We start from the raw sequence: 25650 nt of genomic DNA, 5'->3' as shown, positions 1-25650 counted from the left end.
GCGGTCGACCCCACCGCACCCCCGGCCTCCCGCCAGAAAGGGAGCAAGGATGTCACCCCCCACCCGAGCTCGTCGTCTGTGGCGCGCCGCACTCACCCTCGTCGCCGCGCTCACCCTGCCCCTCGCCGTCCTCACCGCCACGACCACGCCGGCGAACGCCGCCCCGGCCGTGTCGGCGGGACCGCACCACGTCTCCCCGGTGAAGCGGGCGTGCGCCGAGCCGACCCGCCGCGGCCAGATGGCCTGCCTCAGCCTCGTGCGCACCGACGTGACCGCGCGCCAGGGAATCCAGCCGAATTTGGCGCCGTCCGGCTTCGGCCCGTCCGACCTGCAGAGCGCGTACGCCCTGCCGTCCTCCTCGGCCGGATCCGGGCAGACGGTCGCGATCGTCGACGCCTACGACGACCCGAACGCCGCGTCCGACCTGGCGACCTACCGCTCCCAGTACGGGCTGCCCGCCTGCACCACGGCGAACGGCTGCTTCAAGAAGGTCAACGAGACCGGCGGCACCTCCCTCCCCTCCGCCGACTCCGGCTGGGCCGAAGAGGAGTCCCTCGACCTGGACATGGTGTCGGCGATCTGCCCGAACTGCCACATCCTGCTCGTCGAAGCCACTCAGCCGAGCATGGCCGACCTGGGCACCGCGGTGAACACCGCGGTGAGTCTCGGCGCCAAGTTCGTGTCGAACAGCTACGGCGGCAACGAGGACAGCACCGACACGAGCAGCGACTCGTCGTACTTCAACCACCCGGGCGTCGCGATCACCGTGTCGTCGGGCGACAACGGATACGGCACCGAGTACCCGGCGGCGTCGCAGTACGTCACCGCGGTCGGCGGAACCTCGCTGTCCCGGGCGTCGAACTCCCGTGGCTGGACCGAGTCGGCCTGGTCCGGCGCGGGCTCGGGCTGCTCCTCCTACGACCCGAAGCCGTCCTGGCAGAAGGACTCCGGCTGTTCGAAGCGGACCGTGGCGGACGTCTCGGCCGTCGCCGACCCGAACACCGGCCTCGCCGTCTACGACAGCTACCAGACCGGCGGGTGGCTCGTCGTCGGCGGCACCAGCGCCTCCGCGCCGATCATCGCCGGCGTCTACGCGCTGGGCGGGTCGCCGGCGTCCGGGACGTACCCGGCGTCCTATCCGTACGCTCACACGAGCGCGCTGAACGACGTCACGTCGGGCAGCAACGGCTCGTGCAGCCCGTCCTACCTGTGCACCGCCACCTCCGGATACGACGGGCCGACCGGGCTGGGCACCCCGAACGGGGCGACGGCCTTCCAGGGCGGCTCCACCGGCGGCAACACCGTCACGGTGACCAGCCCGGGGAACCAGACGAGCACGGTCGGCACGGCGGTGAGCCTGCAGATCCACGCGACGGACTCCGCGTCGGGCCAGACGCTGACCTACAGCGCGGCGGGCCTGCCCGCCGGACTGTCGATCAACTCCTCCACCGGCCTGATCTCCGGGACGCCGACCGCGGCGGGCACCTCGAACGTCACCGTCACCGCCAAGGACTCGACCGGGGCCTCCGGGTCGGCGTCCTTCACCTGGACCGTCAACACGGTCGGCGGCGGGTGCTCCTCGCCGGGCAACAAGGTGAGCAACGGCGGCTTCGAGAGCGGCACCGCACCGTGGACGACGACCTCCGGCGTCGTCTCCGCGAACGGCAGCGGTGAGTCCGCGCACTCCGGCACCTACTTCGCCTGGCTCGACGGGTACGGCACCACCCACACCGACAGCGCCACCCAGTCGGTGACGATCCCGTCCGGCTGCAGCGCCTCGCTCAGCTTCTGGCTGCACATCGACACGAGCGAGTCCGGCAGCACCGCCTACGACAAGCTGACGGTCAAGATCGGCAGCACGACCCTGGCCACCTACAGCAACGCCAACGCCGCGTCCGGGTACACCCAGCGCACGTTCGACGTGTCGTCCTACGCCGGGCAGACCGTGACGCTGTCGTTCAGCGGCACCGAGGACTCGTCGCTGCAGACGAGCTTCACGATCGACGACGTCGCCGTCAACGCGTCCTGACCATCCATCCGTCCGGGCCCCGCGCGTCCGACGCGCGGGGCCCCTCCCCTTCGCCGGCGCGCCGCCGCTCGGCGGGTGCCGCCCCTCACGCCGGAGGCGGCGACGTGCCGCGCACCGCCTGGACGTCCAGGACCACGCGGAGCGTCGTGCCGATGGCGCCGATCCCGGCCGCCAGGACCTGGTTGTAGGTCATCGCGAAGTCCTCACGGCGCAGCTCCGTGCTGGCGCGGAAGGCGGCGCGGACGCCGCCCCACAGGTCCGGGCCGGTGCCGAGGTAGGTCAGGTCCAGCTCCACCGGGCGGCGTACCCCCTTCAGCGTCAGCTCCCCGTGCACGGTCCAACGGTCGCCGCCGGCCGGGACGACGCGCGTACCGGCGTAGGTGATGACCGGGAACCGCTCGACGTCGAGGAAGTCACCGCCCCGCAGGTGCTCGTCGCGCAGGGAGTTGGCGGTGTCGATCGAGGCGGCCTTGATCTCCGCATCGACGCGGGAGCTCTCGACGGGCACGCCGAGGTCGATGCGGCCGCCGAACTCGCCGAAGCGCCCGTGAATGCTCGACAGACCCAGGTGCCGGACGCTGACCAGGATGCTGGAGTGGGCCGGGTCGATCGACCACGGTCCGGGCGGTGGCAGGTCCGTGCCGGCCTGGCGGTCCAGGAGGACCGTGCCGAGCTCGGCGGCTCCCGCCGCGCCGACGCGCGCGGTCGAGGCGGACGGGGCGTACCCGATGGCCGTGACGATGGCGGTGTAGCGGCCGGCCGGCAGCGGCTCGGTGCGGACCACGCCCTCGGAGTCCGCCTCGGCGCGGCAGACCTGGCGGCCGGTCATGTCGGCGACCGTGACGACCGCGTGCGGCACCGCCCAGCCGTCCGTGGTGCGGACCCGTGCCCGCAGGCCCTCGTCGTCCGTCATGCCTGCTCCTCGGTGGGATGGCGCAAGGTCAGACCGAACGGCTCCGAGCCGTTCTCGCCCGCCTCGACCGCCATGGCGACCGGCGGATACCCGGTGGCGATCACGGTGTACGGGCCGGGGTCGAGGTCCTCGAAGGCGTACGCGCCGTCGGGGCCGGTGGTGGCCGTGGCGACCACGTTGCCGGCTGCGTCCACGAGCGTGACCCGGGCGTCGGCCAGCAGGAGGTCGGCACTGCCGGCGCGTACGGTGCCGTGCACCCGCGCACCGGCGGGCAGCTCGACCTCGCACCGCGTGGTGCCGCCCGCCCCGACCTCCACGGTGAGCGCCGCCGGCCGGTGGCCGCCCGCGCTCACCGCCACGACGCACGTGCCCGCGGCCAGGTCGTCGAAGACGAACCCCCCGTCGTCGCCGGTCCCGGCCGAGCCGATCACCTCGCCGTGGGCGTCCGTCACCACGACCACCGCACCGGCGACCGGCCCGCCGGTCGCCGCGGCGCGTACGACGCCCGAGAGGCTCGCGGTGCCGGACAGCGTCACGTCGTGGTCGACGAGGTCGTCGCCGAGGACGACGGTGGCCGCCCGCGGCTGGTGCCCGTCGGCCGCCGTGATCAGCATGTACGGGCCGCCGCCCGGCGCGCGCAGCGCGTACCCGCCGTCGGGACCGGTCACGGCCCGGTCGACCTGGCGTCCGCCGAGATCGATGAGAGTGAGCGCGGCGCCGGTGACCGGCCCGCCCTCGGCGCCGCGCACCCGGCCCCGGACCCGCGCGCCGCCGGGCCCGCCGTACCCCCCGGCGGACGCCACCGGGGCGTACGCCAGGCGCGTCTCGCCCTGCGGTCCGTCCTCCCACGGCGCTTCGGCGTACGTCCCCACGGCGGCGAGCTCACGGGGCGGCTCCGCCTCGGCGCCACGCGTCTCACGCGGGAGGTCCCGGGCCGCCCGGACAGGCGCCGGCGCGCGCGGCTCGCCCCTGCGGGTGATCAGCGTCGCGACGATGACCGCCGCCAGGCCGATGGCGCCCATCGCCCACCAGAGGGCGACCTGGAAGCCGTGCACGAGCCCGGCGGCGGCCAGCGCCGGCGTGGGACGGCCGGTGGCGTGCGCCGCGATGTAGCCCGTCGCCGCGGTGGTGCCGACCGTGTTGAGCAGCGCGGTGCCGAGCGTGCCGCCGACCTGCTGGGAGGTGTTGACCATCGCGGAGGCGATGCCGGCGTCCCGTAGGTCCACCCCGAGGGTCGCCAGGTTCATGGCGGGCATCATCGTCGCGCCCAGCCCGATGCCGAGCAGGACCTGTGAGGGCAGCACCACACCCGCGTAGCCGCTGTCGACCCGGATGCGCAGCAGCAGCGCGATGCCGCCCTCCGCGACGAGCAGGCCGGGGACCATCAGCAGGCGCGCCGGTACGTGGTTCATCAGCCGTGCGGAGATCTGCGTCGAACCGACGATCATCCCGGCGGTGAGCGGCAGGAACGCCAGGCCGGTCCGGACCGGCGAGTAGTGCCTGACCGTCTGCAGGTAGTACGTCATGAACAGGAACAGGCCGAACATGCCGATCACCGACAGGCCGACCGCGAGGTAGGCGCCGGCGCGGTTGCGGTCGAGGACGACGCGCAGGGGCAGCAGCGGTGCCCTCGTCACCGCCTCGACCACGACGAACGCCACGATCAGCACGCCCGCCCCGGCCAGCAGGCCGATGACGCCGCGTTCGCTCCATCCCTCCGACTCGGCGCGGGTGAAGCCGTACACCAGCGCGACCAGCCCGCCCGTGACGAGGATGACGCCGGGGACGTCGAGGCGCGCGCCTTCGTGCGGGGCGGGGTCGCGGACGAACGCCAGCGCGCCGACGAGCCCGACGACGGCGATCGGCACGTTGACGTACAGCGCCCAGCGCCAGTTCAGGTACTCGGTGAGCAGACCGCCGAGGATCAGGCCGATCGCGGCGCCGCCGCCGGCGATCGCGCCGTAGATGCCGAACGCCTTCGCCCGCTCCTTCGCGACGGTGAACGTGACCGCCAGCAGTGATAACGCCGACGGCGCCAGCAGCGCGCCGAACGCGCCCTGCAGCGCGCGGGCGCCCAGCAGCATGCCCTCGTCGACCGCGGCGCCGCCGACGGCCGACGCGCCCGCGAAACCGATCAGGCCGATGAGGAAGGCGCGCTTGCGGCCGATCAGGTCGCCGACCCGGCCGCCGAACAGCAGCAGCCCGCCGAACGCGAGCGTGTAGGCGGTGATGATCCACTGCCGGTTCGCGTCCGAGATGTTCAGCGCCCGCTGCGCCGACGGGAGCGCGATGTTCACGATGGTCGCGTCCAGGACGACCATCAGCTGGGCGAGCGCGATGAAGATCAGGGCGATCCAGCGACGGGGAACGAGAGTCGAGGCGGTCGTCGACATGAGGAGAGGTCTCCTAGTGGTGTCGGGCGGGCCTGCCGGCGAGGGGAGATCGTGGGACCGGGCGTGGAGAGGCATGGTCGAACGTCTCCACCCCCCTTGGTCGCCCCGGAACGATCTCACATTGTGTATCTGTTCCGGCACTGAGGGTACATCACCGCTTAGGAGGGATAAAGACCGCATCCGGCCTTATCAGCCCGTGACCGACTGAACCGACCGACGCCGTACCGGGCCGCCCACCCGGCGAGAGGGGGGTGCGCGCCCGCTCCGGCGCCGGAGCGAAGATGGGGTGTGGGTCCATGGGTGCTGCACGTCGACCTCGACCAGTTCCTGGCCGCGGTGGAGATGCTGCGCCGGCCGGAGCTTCGCGGGCGGCCGGTCGTCGTCGGCGGCGACGGCGACCCGACCAAGCGGGGCGTGGTCAGCACCGCGTCGTACGAGGCGCGATCCTTCGGTGTGCACTCCGGACTGCCCCTGCGCACGGCGGCGCGGCGCTGTCCCGAGGCGGTCTTCCTGCCGGTCGACCGCGCCGTGTACGAAGAGTTCTCGGCGCGGGTGATGGCGACGCTCCGGGAGTTCGACGCCGTCGTCGAGGTGCTGGGGTGGGACGAGGCGTTCCTGGCGGTGACCGGCGACGACCCCGAGGACGTCGCCCGGCGGATCCGCGCCCGCGTACGGGAGGCGACCGGGTTGGAGTGCACGGTCGGCATCGGGCACAACAAGCTGCAGGCGAAGATGGCGACCGGCTTCGGCAAACCGGGCGGCGTCTTCCGGCTGACCTCCGGCGACTGGCCCGACGTGCTCGGCGACCGGCCGACCGACGTGCTGTGGGGCATCGGCCGCCGGACCGCGGGGCGGCTCGCCGCGCTGGGCGTCCGCACCGTGCGGGACCTCGCCGCCGCCGACCCGGCCGTCCTGGCGGCCCGATTCGGGCCCGCCACCGGCCCGTGGCTCATCCGCCTCGCCCTCGGCGAGGACCACTCCCCCGTGACGGACGCGCCGTACGTCGCGCGCTCGCACGGTCGCGAGACGACCTACCAGCGCGACCTGGACGGCTGGGACCGGGTGCGCGATGAGGTGGCCGGCCTCGCCAGGCGGGTGGCGGAGGAGATCGCCGCCGAAGGGCGGCCCGCCGTCCGCGTCGTCGTGAAGGTGCGGTACGCGCCGTTCACGACCCGCACCCGCGGGCGTACGATCCCCACGCCGACCGTGGACGCGGAGGCCATCGAGCAGGCGGCCCTGGCCGCCCTCGGCCACTTCACCGCTCGGCGGCCCGTGCGCCTGCTCGGCGTCCGGGCCGAGTTCTCCCGCTGAACCGGCCGGACGGCCGTGATTCCGGCCTGACCGCCCAAGGAAACCGTTCCGGCCGAAACGGGGCCGGAGGAAGCGGAACACGCCGGGGAGCGGGATGATCCGCTCCTCCCGGCGGCGCGATACGGCAGGATCGGGGCGTGCCGGACGGAGGGCCGACGCCGGGACCTGCGGCGTCGGTGGTGAAGGATGGGGCAGTGAGCGGGCGCGGCTGAGCCCGGTACAGAAGGGAGAGCAGTGAAGACATCCATGCGTCCGCGTCCGAGCGGCGACCCGCATGCGACCGGCCAGGACCTCGGCCTCGTGGACACCCTACCCTCGCCGGCCGGGGGCGCGTCGTGGATTCGCCGGTGCCTCGCCGCGCCGGTGCGTCACCCGTGGACGGTGACGCTGCTGCTCGGCGCTCTCGTCATCGCCCTCAACCTTCGGGGCCCGGATCTGCCGGCGCAGTACTTCCGGACCTGGGTGGCGCGCACCGCGGGTCTGGTGGCGTTCAACAACCAGTGGTACGACGGGCACAGCCTGCCGGGCTACAGCGTCCTGTTCCCGCCCATCGCCGCGGTCCTGGGAGCGCGGATCACCGGCCTGATCTCCTGCACCGTGATCACCTGGGCGGCCTGCAGGCTCCTGCCCGGCCCGCGCGACAGCGCGCAGATCTTCTTCCGCCTGGCGCTCGCCATCGGCATCGTCGGCGAGCTGATCATCGGCCAGCTGCCCTTCGCCCTCGGGCTGGCCTTCGGGCTGGCCGCGCTGCTCGCCGCGATCGAAGGCCTGCCGCTGCTGGTGCTCATGATGGCCGCCTGCTCGTCGCTGTCGAGTCCACTCGCCGGGTTGTTCCTGCTGCTGGCCGGCCTCAGCTGGGCCCCCCAGGCGGGCTGGCGGCGGGTCGCCCCCCTCGGCTCGGCCGCCCTGGGCATGCTCGTGTCCTTCGTCACCGGGGGCGGCAGCGGCCGGTTCCCGTTCCCCCTGGTCAACCTCCTCGGCGTCCTGCTGTTCAGCGCCCTGACCCTGGCCGTCACCCCGCGGAGCAGCACTCTCATCCGCCGCTTCGCGGTGATCTACGGTGGCCTCAGCGCCGCGCTGTTCGTGGTGCCCAACCCGGTCGGAGCGAACATCGCCCGCCTGGGCAGCACGCTCGCGCTGCCGGCGGCCGGCTACCTGTTGCTCCGCTACGGCCAGCGGCTGGTGCTGGCGCTGCTGATCGTGCCGCTGCTCAGCTGGCAACTGGTGCCCGTGGCGACCGCCCTGGCCAACTCGGCCGGGGACCCGTCGTCCAACGCCTCGTACTACACGGGCCTGCAGTCGTTCCTGGCCACCCGGAGACCGGCGGCGGGCCGGCTCGAGGTCCCGTTCACCCGTGAGCACTGGGAGACCGTGTTCCTCGCCCAGCGGTTCCCCATGGCGCGCGGCTGGGAGCGGCAGCTCGACCTTCGCTACTCCCCCGCGCTCTACCGGCCGCTGACCGCGGAGGGCTACCGCGCCTGGCTGAACGCCAACGCCGTCGGCCTGGTCGCGCTGCCCGACGTCCCGCTCGACCGGGGCGGCCTCTCCGAGGCCGCGCTGCTCGCCGACCCGCCCTCCTACCTGCACGAGGTCTGGCACGACGCGCACTGGAAGGTCTGGGAGGTGGCCGACGCGGTCCCGCTCGCCTCGGGCCCCGCCACGCTGCGCACCCTCGAGGTCTCGTCGTTCATCCTGGACTTCCCGACGGCCGGCACCGAGACGGTCCGCATCCATGCCAACGACATGTGGGGCGTCGCCGACGGCGGCGCGGCCTGCCTCACGACCACGCCCGACGGCTGGTTCCAGGTGACGGCGCTGCGCCCCGGCCCGGTCCGCGTCCACGCCACCGTCCGCAACATCATCGACCGCGACACCCATCCGGAGTGCGCCTTCGCCGAGTCGCCCCACCCGGCGACGTCCGGCGGCTGAGCCCGGCGACCGCGCGGAGCCCGCGTCACGCGCCGTCCGCGTCGCATGCGGCCCGCGTCACGCGCCGTCCGCGTCGGGTGCCGTCCGCGTCGGGTGCCGTCCGCGTCGGGTGCCGTCCGCGTCGGGTGCCGTCTGCGTCGGGTGCCGTCTGCGTCGGGTGCCGTCCGCGTCGGGTGCCGTCTGCGTCGGGTGCGGTCCCGGCTCGGCAAAGAACTTCGGGCACGAACTTGGCGCCCCCGCAGGGGACGCCGCGGGTGGAGGCCGTCCGGGCGGGTAGCGCTCGGGACATGGGGCCGTGGGGCAAGCGGGACGACATGGTGGTGCACCGGCGTGAGCCGTTCAACGCCGAACCGCCGCGCCACGCCCTCGCCCACCGCGTGCTCACGGATCCGGAGAGCTTCTACAGCCGCAACCACGGCCCGATCCCCCACATCGACGCCCGCGCCTGGCGGCTGCGCGTGGACGGCCTGGTGGAGCGCCCCCTCACCCTGTCGCTCGGCGACCTGCGCGGGCGGTTCGCCGAGCGGCAACTCCTCGCCACCGTGCAGTGCGCGGGAAACCGCCGGGCGGGCCTGCTCGACGTCCGTGACATCCCCGGTGAGGACCCGTGGGGGCCCGGCGCCACCTCCACCGCCCACTGGACCGGCGTGCTCCTGGCCGACGTGCTCGCCGCCGCGGGTGTACGGCCCGGCGCCCGCCACGTCGCCTTCGCCGCCCCCGACGTCTCCCCGCTGGCCGATCCGCCGCAGCCCTTCGGCGGCTCGATCCCGCTGGCCAAGGCGATCTCCGGTGAGGTGCTCCTGGCCTGGGGGATGGGCGGCCGGCCCCTGCACGACGTGCACGGAGCCCCCCTGCGCGTGATCGTCCCGGGGTGGATCGGCGCGCGCAGCGTCAAGTGGCTGGAGCGCGTCACCGCGCAGGCCGAACCGTCGGCCAACTACTTCCAGGCCGTCGCCTACCGCATCCTGCCGCCGGACGCGGACCCCGCCCTGGCGGGGCCCGGGGCGGGCATCCCCCTCGGCCCGGTCGGCGTCAACTGCGCCATCCTGGCGCCCGACGGCCGTACGCCGCTGCCGCCGGGCCCGACGCAGGTCGCCGGTTACGCGTACGCCGGTGAGGACCGGACCGTGGCCCGGCTGGACGTCTCCCTGGACGAGGGCCGCACCTGGACGCAGGCGGAACTGGACGCGCCGCTGAGCCCCTGGACGTGGCAGGAGTGGCGCATCGTCGTCGACCTGCCGGGCGGTGACACGGTCGTCACCGCCCGCGCCTGGGATTCCAACGGCGTGACGCAGCCGGAGTCGCCCGCGACACTGTGGAATCCGAAGGGCTATGCCAACAACTCCTGGGACCGCGTCCGCCTCACGACGACCGGGGCTCAGTAGCCGTGGACCCCGTCCGGCCAGTGCAGCTCCACACCGGACCGTTCGAGCCGCGACTGGTATTCGGACAGCAGGTCGTCCTTCTCGCGGACGGCGTACGGCGTCGCGGACCGCTCCATGCAGAACGCCACCAGGGTGCCCGCGGCCTCGCCGATGTTCCACTCGACGGGGTGCAGGCGGTACGCGCCGTTGCTGATGTGGGTGGTGCCGATGTTCTTGGCCGCGGCCACGAGGTTGCGCATGCGCCGGGGGATCAGGGCGCCGAGCGGGATCTCGAACGGCGAGCAGCCCACGTCGATGTAGTTGTCGCCGCCGGTCGAGGGGTGCAGGTCGATCCGGTACATGCCGACGCCGACCGAGTCCTCGTACCGGACCGCGCCCTTGTCGCCGCGCACGGCCAGGGACAGGTCCTGCTCGGGGACGGTGCAGAGCGCGCGGATGCGGCGCGACTCGCGGATGTAGGGGGCCTGGGCGAGGCCGTCGGCGCCTCCGGTGACGTCGCCGCGCAGCCGCAGCCCCGGATATCCGGTGCCGCCGTCCGGCCGGGGCGCCTCGGTCTGCATCCAGTACAGCGCGGAGCGGGACAGCTCGCGCGCGGCCTCGACGTGCCGGTCGGCATCCGGGACGTCGATGATCGAACCGTCGAAGTAGTCGATCATCGGCCAGTTCACCAGCGTGATGTCGCTGGCGTACGCGCCGTCCTCGAACAGGCCGCGCGCGGCGATCCGGCGGAACGACCACAGATCCAGGTCACCGCCGAAGCGCTGCTGGTCGCCCAGCACGGCCATCGGGTCGCCCTCGGGGTTCGGGGTGAAGGTCCGCTCGACCGGCTCGAGCGTGCGCGGGATCGGAGCCGACCACGACAGCAGGCGGTCTCCCCAGAACTCCGGCTGGTACGCGCGCCAGTAGTCGTAGGTCTTCGGCCGCTCGATCGTGTGGTCGCCGTCCACGTGGTCCATGGCGAAGCAGACCGAGATGGCCTGCATGTTCTGCGGCTGTGCCTCCTCGGGAGCGCTGGGCTCGCCGGTGTCCGCCTGCGACTCGAAGCCCGTGACGTACTCCGTGCCCGTCAGCGGCAGCAGTTCGCCGGTCTCGGTGGCGTCGAGGACGAACCGCGCGGACACGGTCGTCCGCGCGCCGGTGTCCCGGTGCGCGAGGGTGACCGCGGTGACGAGGTCGCCCTCGGTGTCCGCGCCGACCGGCCGGTACGGCTGCAGGACGCGCAGCCGGCCGGAGCCGCGGTAGGGGGCGAGCATGGCCTCGATGACCGCCACGGCGACGCGGGGCTCGTGGCAGAGGCGGCTGACCCAGCCGGCGCCGGGATTGAGTTCGTCCCAGGCGCGGGCGCGTCCGGTGAGCGGGTAGTGGTTCCGGTAGTAGTCCCGGATCCCGTCGCGCAGCGCGCGGTAGCCGGCCGTGACACCGAAGCGCTCGACCCAGCTGTGCTCGTCCGGGGGTACGGCCTGGCTGGTGAGCTGGCCGCCCAGCCAGTCGTACTCCTCGGTCAGCACGACCGAGGAGCCGGCCTTGGCCAGTGCGATCGCGGCGGCGACGCCGCCCAGACCTCCGCCCACGACAAGGGCATCGGTATGAATATCCATGAGGGGAAGAAACTCCTTGGAATGGCCGCCCGCGTGATCGGTGACGCCATGGGGACGAGGGATTGTCCGGCGAACGGGGCGGGGGATGTCATCCAGAGATGACATTCACAACGTCGAGCGTCACCCGCAGTATTCCCGGCCCGTCACCGCGGGTTACCGACATCGACCTGAGGTGATCGAGATGTCCTTCACCGCCGAGCCCGCCGAGCCCCATCAGCAGCCGGAGGAGGGCTTCCACCACGGCCGCCTGGCGGTCCGCCTCTGCGATCCGGTGGTGGAGTCCGACCGCACGGGTCTGCTGCGGTTCGACGGTCCGGCGGCCGAACTGCTGGCCATGGCGTACGTTCCGCCGCCCGTGGACGGTCGCCCGTACCGGCTCGTGGTGCTCCTGCACGGCGCCGGAGGGTCGGCGCGCCAGGGCCTGGACCTGCTGCTGCCCACCGCGGACGAGCACCGGCTCCTGCTCGTGGCGCCCAAGTCCGCCGCGAACACCTGGGACCTGATCGTCGACGGATTCGGGACCGACGTGCTGCGGCTGGACCGGGTGCTGGAGGAGATCTTCGACGCCTACCCGGTCGAACGCGTGATCGTCGGCGGGTTCTCCGACGGCGCCTCGTACGCCCTGTCGATCGGACTGACCAACGGCGACCTGTTCGACGCCGTGGTCGCCTTCTCCCCCGGGTTCGCGACCCCGCTGGTCACGCACGGGACGCCGCGCGTGTTCGTCTCGCACGGGACGGGCGACCGGGTCCTGCGGATCGACGCCTGCAGCCGCCGGCTGGTCCGCGGCCTGCGGGCCCTGGGGTACCAGGTCACGTACGAGGAGTTCGACGGAGGCCACGAGGTGCCCGAGCCGATCGTCGACCGCGCGGTGTCCTGGATGCTCTCCGGAGGCGTTCCGGGTCCGGACCGCGCTCCGGAACCAGAGGACGCGCCGGGCCAGGGCGGGGTCCCGGGCCGGGACGGCACCGCGCAGGACGGCACCGCGCAGGACGGCACCGCGCAGGACGGCACCGCGCAGGACGGCACCGCGCAGGACGGCACCGCGCAGGACGGGACGGCGCAGGACCGGACGGCCCGGGACCGGACGGCGCAGGACGGGACGGCCCGGGACGGCGCTCCGGATCGGGGAGGCGGGCCGGTCAGGCGGTGACCCGGTCGAGGAGCTCCAGCAGGTGGTGGTAGGTCTCGCCGGTCGCGCGGGACAGGCCGATCTCGCAGGTCCGGTTGACCGAGGCGTGGGCGGCGAAGTCGCCGCGGGCCACCGACTCCGCCTCCGCGCGGGTCGCCGAGGCGGTCAGCTCCGGGTGGAGCAGGCCGCGGTCGCCGGCGAAGGCGCAGCACTGCCAGCCCTCCGGGACGACGACCTCCTCGGCGACCATCTCGGCGATGCGGACGATGTCCCGGTCCAGGCCGAGCCGCGTCGAGGAGCAGGTCGGGTGCAGGGCCAGTGAGCGCAGGCGGCGGGCCGCCGGCAGCCGGGGCAGGACGTGCTCGGCGACGAAGCTCACCGCGTCCACCACCGCGACGGCCGGGCCGGCCGTGCCGGCGAGCCGGCGGAACCCCTCGGTGCAGGAGGCGGCGTCGCTGATCACCGGGATCCGGCCGCCGTCCGTGGCGGCCAGCAGGGCCTCCCGCACCTTGCGTCGCATGACCTCGTACCCCTGGGTGAACCCCTTGGACGACCACGGGGTGCCACAGCACAGGTTCGCGATGTCCCCGGGCACGTACAGGCGCAGGCCCGCCCGTTCGGTGAGGCGCCGCAGCGCGGCCATGACGCCCGGGCCGCCCTCGGCGGGGGCGAACATGGTGTTCAGGCAGGACGGCACGTACACGGCGTCGGCGTCCGGCGCCGGCGAAGGCCGCCGGGGCTCGCCGCCGCGCGGCAGGTCGCGGCTCCACTCCGGGACGGTGTCCGGATCGCCGATCCTGCGTGCCGCCCGCCCGGCCGCCTCGACGAGCCCCGGCGGGGCCGCCGCCGCAACGTCGAGCGCCTTGTCCATGGCCCGCGTCACCGCGCCCCAGTGGCCGGCGGCGGTCTTCCAGCCGGCCTGGGCGACGCGGCCGTGGCCCTCGGCGCGCAGGCGCTTGGTGAGGTCTCCGGTGTTGATCAGCACGGGGCAGGCGGTGGCGCACATGCCGTCCACGGCGCATGTCTCGACGGCGTCGTACTCGTACTCCGCCTCGAGCCGCCGGGCCAGTTCGTGGTCGCCCGCGGCGCGGGCGGCGGCGAGCTCGCGGCGCAGCACGATGCGCTGGCGCGGCGTCGTGGTGAGGTCGCGGCTGGGGCAGACGGGTTCGCAGTAGCCGCACTCGACGCACCGGTCGACCTCGGGCTCGACGGTGACGGCGGACTTGAGGTCGCGCAGGTGCGCCCGCGGGTCGTCGGTCAGCACGACCCCGGGATTCAGCGTGTCACCCGGATCGCACAGCCGCTTGACCTCCCGCATCACCGCGTACAGCTCGTCGCCGTACTGACGCCGCACGAAGGGGGCCATGACGCGGCCGGTGCCGTGCTCGGCCTTGAGCGTGCCGCCGCGGCCGAGGACCGCGTCGACCATGTCCTCGGTGAAGTCCGCGTACCGCCGCAGGTCGGTGCCGAAGTGCTCGTTGAGCATGAAGTGCAGGTTGCCGTCCTTGGCGTGCCCGAAGACGACACTGCGCTCGTACCGGTACTCGGCGAACAGCTCCGCGAGGTCGTCGCAGAGGTCGGCCAGCGCGGGCACGGGGACGGCGACGTCCTCCAGCAGCGCCGTCGTGCCGCTGGGACGGGCGCCGGCGACGGAGGCGTACAGGCCCTTGCGGATGTGCCACAGCACCGCGCGTCCCTGAGCGTCCCCGCTGAGCCGTGCCGGAGCGGCCAGGTCGAACGCGTCGAAGAGCCGCGCGGCCGCGCGCTCGCGGTCGGCGAGGACCTCGGGATCGGACTCCTGCCACTCCACCAGCAGCGCCGCATGGTCCTCCACGGTCAGCGTGCGCAGGACGTCCTCGGCCTTCGGGTCCTCCTGGGCGACGAGCAGGGACTCGGCGTCCAGGAGCTCGACGGCGGCCGGGCGCGCCGCGACGATCTCGGGCACGGCGGCCATCGCGGTGCGCAGCGCGGGGAAGACGAGCAGGCCGGTCGCCGCCAGGCGGTGCGCCGGGACCGTCCGCAGGACCGCCTCGGCGACGAAGGCGAGAGTGCCCTCGCTGCCGACGACGAGGTGGGCGAGGATCTGCGCGGGCGAGTCGTGGTCGAGGAAGCTGTTCAGCCCGTAGCCCATGGTGTTCTTCAGGGCGAACTGGGCCTTGATCCGGCGCACCGACTCTGGGTTGCCGCGGACGCGGTCCCGCAGGCGCTCCAGGCCCGCCGCGAGGTCGGGTTCGAGGGCGCGCAGGCGGACGTCGGCGTCCGGCGCGCCGGTGTCGAGGACGGTCCCGCCGGGCAGCACGAGGACCATCGACTCCAGCGTCTCGTACGTGTTGGCGTGGGTGCCGCAGGTCATGCCGCTGGAGTTGTTGGCGACGACCCCGCCGATCGTGCAGGCCGCCTCGCTGGCCGGGTCGGGTCCGAGCCTGCGGCCGTGCGCGGCGAGCCTGGCGTTGACCTGCCGCAGCACGGCGCCCGGCTGCACCCGGACGCGGGCGCCGCCGTCGAGCACCTCGATGCCGCGGAAGTGCCGCCGGGTGTCGACCAGCAGGTGGTCGGTGACCGCCTGCCCGCTCAGGCTGGTGCCGCCGGACCGGAAGGTCAGCGGGAGACCGGCGCGCATCAGCGCGCCGACCTGCTCGGCGCTGCGGGGCACGAGGACGGCCTGCGGTGTCAGCAGGTAGTGCGACGCGTCGTGGGCGACGCCCAGCCGGTCGCTGACGCGCGAACGGGTGATCCCCGGCACCGCGGCCTCGACCGCCGCGAGGACGGCGGGATCCGGCGCGGGCAGCCTCGGCGTTCCTTGGGTGCGGGTGGCGCTCATGCTTCCTTCGTCCGATGGGTGGTCGCCTACCGGCGTGGACGGAAGAGGCCTGTTTCGGCCTGAATGTCCAGCATAGGGGCGGCCCCCGGGTCGGCGGGCCGCCGGATCCGTCGGCTCGCGGATCATCCCCGCACTACCCGGAATTCGACCTTCAGCCGCTTTCCGGGTCTTTTGGGGTGATCCAGTATTCCGTAAGATACCGACGCTGTTGATCAACTTGTGGTGATCATTAACCGGAATCGGTAACGAGGAGGCGTCGTGACGCACGGAGTTCGACGGGGATGGGCCGCGGGCGCCGCGGCCCTCACTCTGCTGGCGACGACCGGGACGGCGGCGCGCGCGGCCACGCCCGGCACGGCGCCCGGACCCGCCGAGGCCGGCCGTTCCGCCGGCGGGCCCGCGACGACGGCTTCGCTGCCGCTCGGTCCCGGTGGTCTGGCCGAGACCCGCACCACGCAGGACGTGGCCCCGGGCATCACCCTCACGACCATCACGCGCGGCCGGGTGTCGCCCGACGACTACTGGACCATCGAGGTCGGCATCCCCACCTCCTCCGACGTCCCGCCGTCACCCGACCCGGACGCCGTCACGGCGGTGGTGGGAACGCACACGGCGGCCGACGCGGTCGTCGCCCAGCTCGCGGCGGCCGGGTGGACCGGCCAGGCGCAGCCGGTGTCCACGCCCGCGTTCGCCGACGTCGAGGCCGGCGTGATCGGCTACCGGGTGCGGGTCGGCCGGTACGCTACCCAGGACGCCGCGAACGCCGCCGCCAAGAAGCTGAAGGCGGCGAACTTCAAACCCTCGGTGGTCTACACCGGCTTCGACGGCGACTCGACCACCGGCCCCTGGACGGTCCGCGCCCTGACCGTCGACCTCCACCGGTTCCACGGCAGCGTCGCCGAGTCGCACGACGCCACGCTCGCGGGCCGCCGGACGACCACCCAGATCGCCCAGGACACCGGAGCCCTCGCCGCCGTGAACGGCGGGTTCTTCGTGATCTCCGAGAGCGACGGGGTGCCCGGCGACACGGCCGGCATCGTCGTGGAGCACGGCAGGCTGCTGCACGACGCGACCAACGGCCGGGTGGCGGCGATCCTGCGGGACGGCGGCCGCAGACTCGAGCTGAAGAAGCTGTGGACCGGCATCGATCTGGTCGACGAACGCGGCCGCACGCACCGGGTCGAGGGACTCAACCGCACGCCCGGAGTGATCCGCGACTGCGGCGGCGACGCGGGAGACAGCCCGACGGCCCTCCCCCGGCACGACGTCACCTGCACGGACCCGAACGAGATGGCGGTGTTCACGCCGGAGTTCGGCGGGCCGCTGCCGACCGGGCCCGGCACCGAGGCGGTGCTGGACGCCCACGGCACGGTCGTGTCCACCGGCCCGCGCACCGCCACGTCGGTGCCCGCCGGTGGCCGGGTGATCGAGGCGATCGGCACCGAGGCGTCCTGGCTCGGCGAGCACGCGGTCGTCGGGCACCGGCTGCGCCTCCGCACGAAGGTCACCGGACCCGGCGGCCGGCCCGTGAACTTCGGGCCGAACGACTCGGTCGTCAACGGCGGCCCGCAGCTGGTCACCGACGGCCGGGTCGCCATCGCCCCGCAGGCCGACGGGCTGGTCCACCCGGGCGACCCGTCGTTCTATTACGGCTGGGTCCTGCGCCGCAATCCCCGCACCATGATCGGCACGGATCGGAACGGACGGCTGCTGCTCGTCGAGGCGGACGGCCGGCAGGCGTCCCTCAGCCAGGGCCTGTCCATCGCCGAGGCCGGCCAGGTGATGAAGAGCCTCGGCGCGGTCCAGGCGATGAACCTCGACGGCGGCGGCTCGTCGACGATGGTCGTCGGCGGCCAGATGATCAACTCTCCTTCGGACGCCACCGGCCAGCGTCCCGTCGGCGACGCCGTCGTCGTCCTGCCGTCGCGCCGTCGGCCGTAGGTCCCGTCGCGCGCCGCCGGCCGTAGGTCCCATCGCGCCACACGGAGCCGCTCGCCGGTGCCGCCCGGCCCGCTCGTCCCGTCCGGCGGCGTACGGCCCCGCGCCCGGCCGGCACGCCTTACCCACTGTCAGATGGATGGGGATGTCTTTACGATTGGCCCTCGGCTCGGCTTTCCTTATCGCCGCGGCGGGCGGCCAGTGGGGTGATCGATGGTTCGGGAGGCGCAGCCGGGGCAGGCCATCGGGGGTCGCTACCGGCTCGACGAGGTGCTGGCGGCGGGCGGGTTCGGGCGGGTCTGGCGAGCATGGGACCAGCTCCTTCAGGTCACGGTCGCCGTCAAGGAGGTGCTGCTGCACCCGGCCCTGCCGCCCGCCATGCGCGCTCAGTTCCTGGAGCGCGCCGAACGCGAGGCCCGTAACGCGGCGAAGCTCCGCGACCATCCGCACATCGTCACCGTCCACGATGTCGTGATCGACGGAGACGCTCCCTGGATCGTCATGCAGTTCGTCGTGGGCCACTCGCTGGAGGACCACGTCAAGCGGTACGGGCCGCTCTCCGTGAACGAGACGGCACGGCTGGCCAAGGCGCTCCTGAAAGCGCTCGGCGCGGCGCACGAGGCCGGGATCATCCACCGTGACGTCAAGCCCGCCAACGTCATGATGGCCGACAACGGCTCCATCCTGCTCACCGACTTCGGCATCGCCGTCGCGCGCAACGACCGGTCGCTCACCGCGCCCGGGACCTTCGTCGGCACGATGAACTACCTCGCCCCGGAGCGCGCCCGTGGCCTCGACGGGCAGGCGCCGAGCGACCTGTTCTCCCTCGGCGCGACCCTCTACTACGCGCTCGAACGTGTCCCCCCGTTCCACCGCGACACCACGGACGAGACCCTGTCCGCGATCATCGCGGAGGATCCACCGGCACCTGAACGCGCCGGGCGACTGGAACCGCTCATCATGGCGCTGATGAGAAAGACGCCGGACAGGCGCCCGTCCGTCGCCGACGCGTTCCGTCTGCTCGACCGCTCGAAGGCCGCCGGCAAGAGCGGTACGTCCGGGAAGAACACGAACGGAGGGAAAACCGCGAAGACGAAACGGCTGACCGTGCCCGCGCCTGCTCGCCCTCCGGCGAAGAAGCCCAAGTCGGCGAAGCCACCGGTGAAGGAACCCGGACCCGCGAAGCCCTTGCCGAAGAGCAGCACCGGGCCCGCGAAGACATCGGACACCCCGAAGCCGCAGACCGCGCCCCAGGAACAAGAGGGCTCGAACGACTCGACGGGCTGGATCGTCGCCCTGTGCGTCGCCGCCGTCGTGGCGGTCCTGCTCTACCACAGCGACCGCGGTTTCTCCGTCTGGGCCACCGAGAGGCTCAACCTCTCCAGCTCCATATCGTCCGCCAAGGCCGGAGACTGCATTCACTACATCAAGCGCAAGAGCACCTGGGTCAAGGCCTCCTGCTGGTCCGCGGCCACCGAGTACAAGGTGATGACCCGCGGCATCGGCCTGTCCCGGGTGTCCTCCACGTCCCGGTGCGACCCCGCCTGGACCGAGGTGGACATCAACGTGTGGTTCTTCTGCGTCACGGCGAAGTGAAACCGGTGTTCCCACTGAGGCTCTGCACCGCGCGGTGATCCGACCGCCGAGCGTACGGCGGACGGTGATCACCGTGACGTCGCGCACCCGGGCGCCGGCCTCCCGGGGCCGCGCGCCGGCACGCCGTCGCTTAGCGTGGTGACATGTCCGAGACGCCGGGCCACGGCGCGCACGGCAGGCCGCCCACCCGCGCGGAGCGCTGGGCGGCGTTCAAGCGGTCGCCGTTCCTGCCCGCGACCGTGCTGGTGCTGATCATCTCGGCCGCCGCCGGGCTGTTCGCGGGCTCCTACAGCTACTCCATGGCGAACCCCACGCCGCACTCGCTCCCGGTGGCGATCGTGGGAAACTACCGGCCGGCGCGCGCCAAGGCGTTCATCGGCGGGCTGGAGAAGGCGCTGAACGCCTCCGTCCGGATCTACCCGTACGAGAGCCGGGAGGCGGCCGTCGACGCGGTGGACGCCCAGAAGGTCTTCGCGATCCTCGACTTCCGCGACTCCGGCAGGGCCGTCACCGTGGACGTGGCCGGGGCGTCGGGCGCCTCGGTCGCCCAGCTGCTGGAACAGACCACGCCGAAGGTGGGCCGGGCCACGGGCGTCGCGGTCACGGTGCGGGACGTCAAGCCGCTGCAGCGCGGCGACCCGCGCGGCCTGGCCGTGTTCTACGTCTCGATCGCCGCGGTGATCCTCGGGTTCGTCGGCGCCGTCCAGCTCAGCGCGCACGCGGAGGCACTGGCGCCGCTGGAACGGATCGCCTTCACGGTGGCGTACTCGGTGCTCGGCGGGTTCGTCATCGTGGCGATCGTGGACTGGCTCCTGGGCGCGCTGCGCCTGCCCTTCGGCGCGTCCTGGCCGATCCTGTCCTTCACGATGTTCACCTGCGGCATGGTGTTCACGATGTTCAAGACCCTGTTCGGGCGCTGGGCGATGCTGCCGACGTGGAGCCTGATGGTCCTGCTCGGCAACCCGTCCTCGGGAGGCGCGGTCTCCTGGGCGCTCCTGCCCTCGCCGCTCGGCACGATCGGCCGCTGGCTGCCGCCGGGCGCGTCGGTCAACGCGCAGCACACGGCGATCTACTTCCGCCACCACCAGCACGTCTTCCCGTTCCTCGTCCTCGCGGGCTGGTCGCTCGTCTCCTGCGCCGTGTTCTGGTTCTGGCGGCACCGCCACCCGGGAGGCCGCGGGAGAACTCCCGCTCACGCGGCGGCGTGAGACCGCCCTCCGTCTCGCCGGTCAGCCCCGCGGTGATCGGAGCTCGGCCATGATCCGGTCGAGGGCCGCCAGGTCCTCGGGAGCGAGGTCGAGGAGGGAGCGCGGCGGCCGGGCCAGGATGCGCTCGGCCTGCTCGGCGGCCGCGACCCCGGCCGTGGTCAGAGTGACGATCTTGCAGCGCCGGTCGTCGGGATGGACGCTGCGTTCGACGAACCCGCGCCGCTCCAGGTCGTCGACGACCAGGGTGGTGTAGGGCTTCTCGGTGGCCAGCCTGGCGGTCAGCTCCCGCATGGTGAGGGGACCGGGCAGAAGCCGGCGCAGCGCCTTGGCGCGGAAGAAGCTCATGCCGAGCGTCTCGGCAACCTCCTTACGCCGGTCCTCCTGCTTCAGGACGAGCGAGCACATCGCCGCCCAGACGCGGGCGACCGCGTCCGGGTCGGCGACGGCGGTGGAGGCCGCGTCGCGCGGCGTCCCGGACCTGTCGTTCATGGGCCCATCCTTCGTCAGAGGAGCGGTCGAGGCCGGCTCACGCAGTGTCCGCCGCTTCGGTCGAGCCGTGGATGAGGCGCTCGGCCGTACGCTCGGCGGTCCGCCTGGCCCAGCGACCGGTGGTGAGGATACCGAGGAGGAGGATCGCGGCGCCGCATCCGACGGCGACCCACCAGCCGACGTGGCTGGCGGCCGGGATCCCCGTGCGCAGGGGCCCGTGCACGGCGGACATGGCCAGGGAGCCGATGACGGCGACGCCGAGCGACTGGCCGATCTGCCGGCTGGTGGACGCGACCGCGGCGGCGACACCTGCCTGCGACCGCGGCATCCCGGAGACGGCGGTGTTGGTGATCGGCGCGTTCAGCATGCCGAAGCCGAGGCCGAACAGCACGTACGCGACCATGAGCCGCCAGACCGGGGTGTGCGCGGTGAGGCCGGTCAGCAGCAGGGCGCTGAGCCCGATGGCGGTGCCGGCGACGGCCAGGGGCAGCCGAGGGCCGGAACCGCCCACGATCCGCCCGGACAGCGGCGCGCACAGCGCCGTGAGCCCGGCCATCGGCAGGGTGAACAGGCCGGCGTGCAGCGCCGTACGGCCGAGTGCGTCCTGCAGGTAGAGCGTGTTGAGGAACAGGAAGCCGCCCAGCGCGGCGAAGCCGCAGATCGCGATGACGGTCGCTCCCGCGAATGGCGCGCTACGGAAGAACCGCGGGTTGATCAGCGGTTCGGCGCGGCGCAGTTCGTACGCGACGAGGCAGACCAGGACGAGGGCGGCCCCGGCGAAGCAGCCCAGGGTCTGCGCGGAGGCCCATCCGGCGGACGGCGCCTCGATGAGGCCGTAGGTGAGCCCGGCGAGCAGCGCGCAGATCAGGATCTGGCCGACCGGGTCCATCGGGCGGGCGCGCGGCGCACGCGACTCGGGAACGAAGAGCGCGCACAGGACGATCGCGAGCAGGCCCACGGGGATGTTGATCCAGAAGATCGCCTGCCAGCCGGCCGAGGCGACCAGCGCGCCGCCCACGACCGGGCCCATGGCCATGCTGAGACCGACGACGCCGCCCCAGATGCCGATGGCCCGCGCGCGTTCCCGTGGGTCGGTGAACGTGTTGGTGATGATGGACATGGCCACCGGGTTCATCATCGAACCGCCGACGGCCTGAATGACACGCGCGGCGACCAGCCAGCCGAGGGTCGGGGACAGTGAGCACAGCAGCGAGCCGAGTGTGAACAGCGCGAGGCCCGTCTGGAAGGTGCGGCGCCGGCCGACGCGGTCCGCCGTGGAGCCGGACAGCATGAGAAGCGCGGCGAGCACGACGGTGTAGGCGTCGATGATCCACTGCAGGCCGGAGACGGAGGCGTGCAGATCGTGCTGCATCGACGGCAGCGCGATGTTCACGATCGTGTTGTCCAGGCCGACGATGAACAGGCTCATGCAGCAGATCCCCAGGATGAGCCAGCGCCGGCTCCCGCCCGCCTCCTGGGGAGGTGTACCGCTTCGAACCGCAACACCATCAGTTATAGACATATAACCATTATTACCGCTAACTAACTGAACCGGAACCGCAGGGGTCGGCGGAGCCGCCGCAGGACGCCCGAGAGGCCGACCGCGCCGTCCTGAACTCGGCGATCAGAGGTGATGACGCAGGCGGAGGGCGGCCGGAAAGGGGGCCAGGTAGGTCTGGTCCGCCGCCCAGGCGATGCCCTCTCCGCGGGCATGGTGGCTCAGCAGCGCGACGGGGAGGCTGAGCGGGGCGTCGCCGCGACGGTAGTCCTCGATGCTCGCGACGATGTCGTGCCGCCGCGTGTCGTCGAGGACCTCGCTGATCTGGCCGAACACGTGCTGGAGCGCGTTCGCGTTGCGGCCCCGCGTGGCCTTGCGGGCCAGCGCGGCGTCGAACAGCGCACGGTAGGCGGCCTCGGTCTCCTCGCGGGGCCGGTCGCCGGCCCGGGCGACGGCCCGCCCCGCCAGCCGGTAACCGGCGGGATCGTGCGCGAGGATCTGGACCTTGTGGCGGGTGTGGAAGGCGACCAGGTCACGCGGGCGCCAGTCGCCCGCGAAGAGCTCCCGCAGGCGGGCACGGGCGAACACCCGCTCGACGAACGCCTCCCGCAGCCCGGCGTCGTTCAGCCGGCCCTCGTCCTCCACCGGCAGCAGCGGGTCCGCGTCGATCAGCCGCGCCGCGTAGACGCCACGACCGCGCCGGTCGGCGGGCCGCCCGTCTCCGGCGTAGCGCGGGATGCCCCGGACGCCGCAGCTCGGCGACCTGGCCTTGAACACCTGGCCGTCGAGGCCCGAGGCCAGCGGCAGGGCGGCCATCGCGGCGGTGTGGTCGGCGGCCGAACTCCGGCCGACCAGCCGGTCGCCGGCCGTCAGCCGCAGCGTCTCACGCGGGGTCCCAAGGCCGATCTCCATCTCCGGGCAGAACGGCACCCAGTCGACGTAGGGAGCGAGCTCATCGGTGAGGAAGCGGCAGCGGCTGTGGCCGCCGTTGTAGCGGACCGGATCGCCGAGCAGGCAGCTCGACACCCCGATCCGCGGCCGGCCGACCGCGTCACGCTCCAGCGGCGCCATACGACCCACTGTATTCGGGCCGCGGCGGAGCCCCGTGGACGGACCCGCGCGCGACGCCGCTCGCCCGTACGCGCGCCGCGCCGGCCGGCGATGGGCGGCGATGAGATCGCTCCCTTCACCCGGACGGCCGCTTCCCGCCGGACCCGCCTTCTACTATGCTTGTAGTAGTTCCCTCCGGATAGGTTCCGCATGCTCGTCTCCCTGCTGTTCGGCAGCGCCGCCCTGGCGCTCCTGTGGTACCTCCAGCTCGCCCCGATGTTCGTAGCCCGGCGGGAGCGGGGTCACGCGGCCACGACCGGCCGTGATCTGCCATCGGACGTCCCCCGCCCCGGCGGAGGAGGGACGAACGCCGACTGAGCGCCGACGCCGGCCGGGAGCGCCACCGGACGGGCCGTGAGCAGCCGACCCGCGCGGCCGGCCGGGAACGAGGGCGATGCCGAGCCGGTCCGGCCGCTGCATCCCGCGATGTAGGCCTACATCGTCCGGTGGACCTTCGTGACCTGCGGGATTCCTCCGTGAGGGCGACGATCCGGCGTGGTCCGATCCCTACCGTTTCCCCGTGACACCGTTGAACCTTCCGAAGGACCGATGATGATCGAGGCCAGGGGCCTGACCAAACGCTACGGCGACAAGACCGCGGTGAAGGACCTGTCGTTCACCGTTGAACCCGGGATCGTCACCGGATTCCTGGGCCCCAACGGCGCGGGCAAGTCCACGACGATGCGCATGATCCTCGGCCTGGACCGGCCGTCCTCCGGCTCGGTGACGGTCAACGGCCGCTCGTACGCCGAGCACGCGGCACCGCTGCACGAGGTGGGCGCGCTGCTGGAGGCCAAGGCCATCCACACGGGCAGGACCGCCTACAACCATCTGCTCGCGCTGGCCGCGACCACCGGCATCCCGCGCCGCCGGGTCGACGAGGTCATCGACCTGGTCGGCCTGCGCGAGGTCGCGCGCAAGCGCGCCGGAGGCTTCTCCCTCGGCATGGGCCAGCGCCTCGGGATCGCGTCCGCGCTCCTGGGAGACCCCAAGACGCTGATCCTGGACGAGCCGGTCAACGGCCTGGATCCCGAGGGCATCCTGTGGATCCGCAACCTGCTCAAGGGCCTGGCCGCCGAAGGGCGTGCCGTCTTCGTGTCCTCCCACCTGATGAGCGAGATGGCCCTGACCGCCGAGCACCTCATCGTGATCGGCCGGGGCCGGCTCATCGCCGACACCTCCGTCACCGACTTCATCGAGCGCGCGTCGACGGGCCGGGTCAAGGTCCGCTCCCCCCAGGCCGCCCGGCTGCGGGACCTCCTCGCCGGCCCGGACGTCACGGTGTCGGCCACCGAGGAGGGCACCTTGCTCGTCAGCGGGCTGACCAGCGACCGGATCGGCCAGATCGCGTCGGACAACGGCGTCACGCTCTTCGAGCTGGCTCCGCAGCAGGCTTCACTGGAGGAGGCGTTCATGGAGCTGACCGGCGACTCCGTCGAGTACCGGGCGCCCGCCCGCACCGCAGAGAGGTCCGCGGCATGACCACCGCCACCACGACCGTCCGGCCCGGCCGGGTCACCCAGGCCCGGGTGCTGAACTCCGAATGGATCAAGCTCAGGACCCTGCGCTCGACCTTCTGGTCCCTGTTCGCCGCGATCGTCGCGACGATCGGCCTCGGCATGCTCTTCAGCTGGGGCTTCGCCACCCGCGTCGGCGACCACCACCGCCCCATCGGCGACGCCGCGACCATGGCGGTGACCGTCCCGCTGCGCCCGTACGTGATCGCCCAGCTCGCGGTCGGCGTGCTCGGCGTCATGGTGATCACCGGCGAGTACTCCACCGGCATGATCCGCGCCACGCTGTCCGCGGTGCCCGGCAGGCTCCCCGTACTGTGGGCCAAGGCCGCCGTCTTCAGCGTGGTCGTGCTGGTCCTGATGGAGATCGTCTCGTTCGTGACCTTCCTCGGCGGCCAGGCGATCCTGTCGTCCCAGCACATCCAGGCCACGCTCTCGTCTCCCCAGGCCTTGCGGATCGTCGCCGGAGTCGGGCTCTACCTCACGGTCGTCGGCCTCCTCGGCACCGCCCTCGGCACCATCATCCGCAGCACCGCCGGAGCCATCGCCGCGCTGTTCGGCATCCTGCTGGTCCTGCCGGTCCTGGGCGAGGTCCTCAACCTGACGTCCTGGGGCAAGCACATCACGCCGTACCTGCCGAGCAACGCCGGTGGCGACCTGCTCACCAACGCGCCCGATCCCGGGTCGCTCGGCCCGTGGACGGGTTTCGGGGTCTTCGTCCTCTACACCGTCATCGCCATGGCGGTCGCCGCGTACCTGCTCAAGCGCCGGGACGCCTGACCCTCG

Annotated in this window: 18 protein-coding genes; 10 read left to right on the top strand and 8 right to left on the bottom strand. The window is 73.0% G+C overall.

Features of this window, described 5'->3' with window-relative positions; translation table 11 throughout:
- Positions 1-49: 49 nt before the first annotated feature.
- Positions 50-2029 (top strand): putative Ig domain-containing protein, encoded by a 1980-nt coding sequence (locus NDW01_RS29605; protein ID WP_252827507.1) that lies wholly within the window; start codon positions 50-52, stop codon positions 2027-2029.
- 85 nt (positions 2030-2114) lie between these two features.
- Here the strand turns inward: NDW01_RS29605 and NDW01_RS29600 are convergent, their stop codons facing one another.
- Positions 2115-2942 carry a YceI family protein gene (locus tag NDW01_RS29600; protein WP_252827506.1) on the bottom strand — a complete coding sequence of 276 codons (828 nt, stop codon included), beginning with the start codon at positions 2940-2942 and terminating at the stop codon, positions 2115-2117.
- Positions 2939-5335 carry an MFS transporter gene (locus NDW01_RS29595; protein ID WP_252827505.1) on the bottom strand — a complete coding sequence of 799 codons (2397 nt, stop codon included), beginning with the start codon at positions 5333-5335 and terminating at the stop codon, positions 2939-2941. The genes NDW01_RS29600 and NDW01_RS29595 overlap by 4 nt, the downstream gene beginning before the upstream one ends.
- Positions 5336-5623: 288 nt before the next feature.
- Here NDW01_RS29595 and NDW01_RS29590 point away from each other — a divergent pair, with 288 nt between their 5' ends.
- The 3 genes from NDW01_RS29590 to NDW01_RS29580 all read left to right on the top strand — a co-directional run bounded on the left by NDW01_RS29590 (position 5624) and on the right by NDW01_RS29580 (position 9960).
- On the top strand, positions 5624-6646 hold the full coding sequence (locus NDW01_RS29590; RefSeq protein WP_252827504.1) for a DNA polymerase IV: 1023 nt from the start codon (positions 5624-5626) through the stop codon (positions 6644-6646).
- 246 nt (positions 6647-6892) lie between these two features.
- Positions 6893-8575, top strand: coding sequence for a hypothetical protein (locus NDW01_RS29585; RefSeq protein WP_252827503.1), 1683 nt, complete (start codon positions 6893-6895; stop codon positions 8573-8575).
- Between the two features lie 287 nt (positions 8576-8862).
- The gene (locus NDW01_RS29580; RefSeq protein WP_252827502.1) at positions 8863-9960 is read left to right on the top strand and encodes a sulfite oxidase; all 1098 of its coding nucleotides are present in this window, start codon (positions 8863-8865) and stop codon (positions 9958-9960) included.
- On the opposite strand, the gene NDW01_RS29575 is transcribed toward NDW01_RS29580, so the two are convergent.
- The 3 genes from NDW01_RS29575 to NDW01_RS29565 form a co-directional block, all read right to left on the bottom strand.
- Complete coding sequence (locus NDW01_RS29575) at positions 9954-11558, bottom strand: FAD-dependent oxidoreductase (RefSeq protein ID WP_252827501.1); 1605 nt, start codon at positions 11556-11558, stop codon at positions 9954-9956. The two genes, NDW01_RS29580 and NDW01_RS29575, sit on opposite strands and share 7 nt — an antisense overlap.
- An 88-nt stretch (positions 11559-11646) precedes the next feature.
- Positions 11647-12579, bottom strand: a complete 933-nt coding sequence (locus NDW01_RS44475; RefSeq protein WP_406567772.1) for a hypothetical protein — start codon at positions 12577-12579, stop codon at positions 11647-11649.
- 121 nt (positions 12580-12700) lie between these two features.
- A complete protein-coding gene (locus NDW01_RS29565) occupies positions 12701-15511 on the bottom strand; it encodes an FAD-binding and (Fe-S)-binding domain-containing protein (RefSeq protein WP_252827500.1) in 2811 nt (936 codons plus the stop codon).
- A 258-nt stretch (positions 15512-15769) separates the two neighbouring features.
- Between NDW01_RS29565 and NDW01_RS29560 the strand changes: the two genes are divergently transcribed.
- The 3 genes from NDW01_RS29560 to NDW01_RS29550 all read left to right on the top strand — a co-directional run bounded on the left by NDW01_RS29560 (position 15770) and on the right by NDW01_RS29550 (position 20253).
- The gene (locus NDW01_RS29560; protein ID WP_252827499.1) at positions 15770-17452 is read left to right on the top strand and encodes a phosphodiester glycosidase family protein; all 1683 of its coding nucleotides are present in this window, start codon (positions 15770-15772) and stop codon (positions 17450-17452) included.
- A 210-nt stretch (positions 17453-17662) separates the two neighbouring features.
- Positions 17663-19045, top strand: coding sequence for a serine/threonine-protein kinase (locus tag NDW01_RS29555; protein ID WP_252827498.1), 1383 nt, complete (start codon positions 17663-17665; stop codon positions 19043-19045).
- A gap of 143 nt (positions 19046-19188) precedes the next feature.
- Positions 19189-20253 carry an ABC transporter permease gene (locus NDW01_RS29550; protein WP_252827497.1) on the top strand — a complete coding sequence of 355 codons (1065 nt, stop codon included), beginning with the start codon at positions 19189-19191 and terminating at the stop codon, positions 20251-20253.
- 21 nt (positions 20254-20274) lie between these two features.
- Here the strand turns inward: NDW01_RS29550 and NDW01_RS29545 are convergent, their stop codons facing one another.
- From NDW01_RS29545 to NDW01_RS29535, 3 genes are all read right to left on the bottom strand, one after another.
- Complete coding sequence (locus NDW01_RS29545; RefSeq protein WP_252827496.1) at positions 20275-20742, bottom strand: MarR family winged helix-turn-helix transcriptional regulator; 468 nt, start codon at positions 20740-20742, stop codon at positions 20275-20277.
- A 37-nt stretch (positions 20743-20779) separates the two neighbouring features.
- Positions 20780-22171 carry an MFS transporter gene (locus NDW01_RS29540; RefSeq protein ID WP_252827495.1) on the bottom strand — a complete coding sequence of 464 codons (1392 nt, stop codon included), beginning with the start codon at positions 22169-22171 and terminating at the stop codon, positions 20780-20782.
- Positions 22172-22366: 195 nt separating this feature from the next.
- The gene (locus NDW01_RS29535) at positions 22367-23311 is read right to left on the bottom strand and encodes a DUF523 and DUF1722 domain-containing protein (protein ID WP_252827494.1); all 945 of its coding nucleotides are present in this window, start codon (positions 23309-23311) and stop codon (positions 22367-22369) included.
- 189 nt (positions 23312-23500) lie between these two features.
- Between NDW01_RS29535 and NDW01_RS29530 the strand changes: the two genes are divergently transcribed.
- From NDW01_RS29530 to NDW01_RS29520, 3 genes are all read left to right on the top strand, one after another.
- Positions 23501-23668: a hypothetical protein gene (locus tag NDW01_RS29530; RefSeq protein WP_252827493.1), complete on the top strand. Its 168-nt coding sequence runs from the start codon at positions 23501-23503 to the stop codon at positions 23666-23668.
- Positions 23669-23902: 234 nt separating this feature from the next.
- Complete coding sequence (locus NDW01_RS29525; protein WP_252827492.1) at positions 23903-24832, top strand: ABC transporter ATP-binding protein; 930 nt, start codon at positions 23903-23905, stop codon at positions 24830-24832.
- Entirely contained in the window at positions 24829-25644 is an 816-nt protein-coding gene (locus NDW01_RS29520) for an ABC transporter permease subunit (RefSeq protein WP_252827491.1), read from the top strand. Before NDW01_RS29525 ends, NDW01_RS29520 begins: the two co-directional genes overlap by 4 nt.
- Positions 25645-25650 lie beyond the last annotated feature (6 nt).

The sequence above is a fragment of the Actinoallomurus soli genome (assembly GCF_024055715.1).
GTDB classification, from domain to species: Bacteria; Actinomycetota; Actinomycetes; order Streptosporangiales; family Streptosporangiaceae; genus Actinoallomurus; species Actinoallomurus soli.
The sequence above is the reverse complement of the archived record's forward strand: the minus strand, read 5'-3'. Positions and strand labels throughout refer to the sequence as shown.

Coding starts and splice junctions, on each gene's coding strand:
- NDW01_RS29605 (WP_252827507.1), top strand. CDS start 50: ATGTCACCCCCCACCCGAGCTCGTCGTCTGTGGCGCGCCGCACTCACC.
- NDW01_RS29600 (WP_252827506.1), bottom strand. CDS start 2,942: ATGACGGACGACGAGGGCCTGCGGGCACGGGTCCGCACCACGGACGGC.
- NDW01_RS29595 (WP_252827505.1), bottom strand. CDS start 5,335: ATGTCGACGACCGCCTCGACTCTCGTTCCCCGTCGCTGGATCGCCCTG.
- NDW01_RS29585 (WP_252827503.1), top strand. CDS start 6,893: ATGCGTCCGCGTCCGAGCGGCGACCCGCATGCGACCGGCCAGGACCTC.
- NDW01_RS29580 (WP_252827502.1), top strand. CDS start 8,863: ATGGGGCCGTGGGGCAAGCGGGACGACATGGTGGTGCACCGGCGTGAG.
- NDW01_RS29575 (WP_252827501.1), bottom strand. CDS start 11,558: ATGGATATTCATACCGATGCCCTTGTCGTGGGCGGAGGTCTGGGCGGC.
- NDW01_RS29565 (WP_252827500.1), bottom strand. CDS start 15,511: ATGAGCGCCACCCGCACCCAAGGAACGCCGAGGCTGCCCGCGCCGGAT.
- NDW01_RS29555 (WP_252827498.1), top strand. CDS start 17,663: ATGGTTCGGGAGGCGCAGCCGGGGCAGGCCATCGGGGGTCGCTACCGG.
- NDW01_RS29550 (WP_252827497.1), top strand. CDS start 19,189: ATGTCCGAGACGCCGGGCCACGGCGCGCACGGCAGGCCGCCCACCCGC.
- NDW01_RS29545 (WP_252827496.1), bottom strand. CDS start 20,742: ATGAACGACAGGTCCGGGACGCCGCGCGACGCGGCCTCCACCGCCGTC.
- NDW01_RS29540 (WP_252827495.1), bottom strand. CDS start 22,171: ATGAGCCTGTTCATCGTCGGCCTGGACAACACGATCGTGAACATCGCG.
- NDW01_RS29535 (WP_252827494.1), bottom strand. CDS start 23,311: ATGGCGCCGCTGGAGCGTGACGCGGTCGGCCGGCCGCGGATCGGGGTG.
- NDW01_RS29530 (WP_252827493.1), top strand. CDS start 23,501: ATGCTCGTCTCCCTGCTGTTCGGCAGCGCCGCCCTGGCGCTCCTGTGG.
- NDW01_RS29525 (WP_252827492.1), top strand. CDS start 23,903: ATGATCGAGGCCAGGGGCCTGACCAAACGCTACGGCGACAAGACCGCG.
- NDW01_RS29520 (WP_252827491.1), top strand. CDS start 24,829: ATGACCACCGCCACCACGACCGTCCGGCCCGGCCGGGTCACCCAGGCC.